The sequence below is a fragment of the uncultured Rossellomorea sp. genome, from assembly GCF_947488365.1.
GTDB lineage: Bacteria > Bacillota > Bacilli > Bacillales > Bacillaceae_B > Rossellomorea.
This window is the reverse complement of the sequence record NZ_CANKZT010000028.1, coordinates 1-240: the sequence shown is the minus strand read 5'-3', so window position 1 is coordinate 240 and position 240 is coordinate 1. Positions and strand designations below refer to the sequence as shown.

Sequence of the window (240 nt, the reverse complement as noted above, 5' to 3'; positions counted from 1 at the left end):
CACAAAGAGTCATTTTTTAAATGAACAACAATTGGTCGGTATTCGGCTTTCTTGACATCAATTCTTTATCTAGTTTTCAGGGAATAAATTTTAATTACCCCTTGAAAAACACTGAAAATATTATATAATAGTATTTGTCATTGTAAGCAATTCGTCTGGTGATAATGGCGAAGAGGTCACACCCGTTCCCATGCCGAACACGGAAGTTAAGCTCTTCAGCGCCGATGGTAGTTGGGGGAT

At 37.9% G+C, this 240-nt stretch carries 1 rRNA gene; it reads left to right on the top strand.

Features of this window, described 5'->3' with window-relative positions:
* Positions 1-154: 154 nt before the first annotated feature.
* Positions 155-240: ribosomal RNA gene (gene rrf, locus Q1B03_RS22080) — 5S ribosomal RNA — on the top strand; the annotation flags it as partial.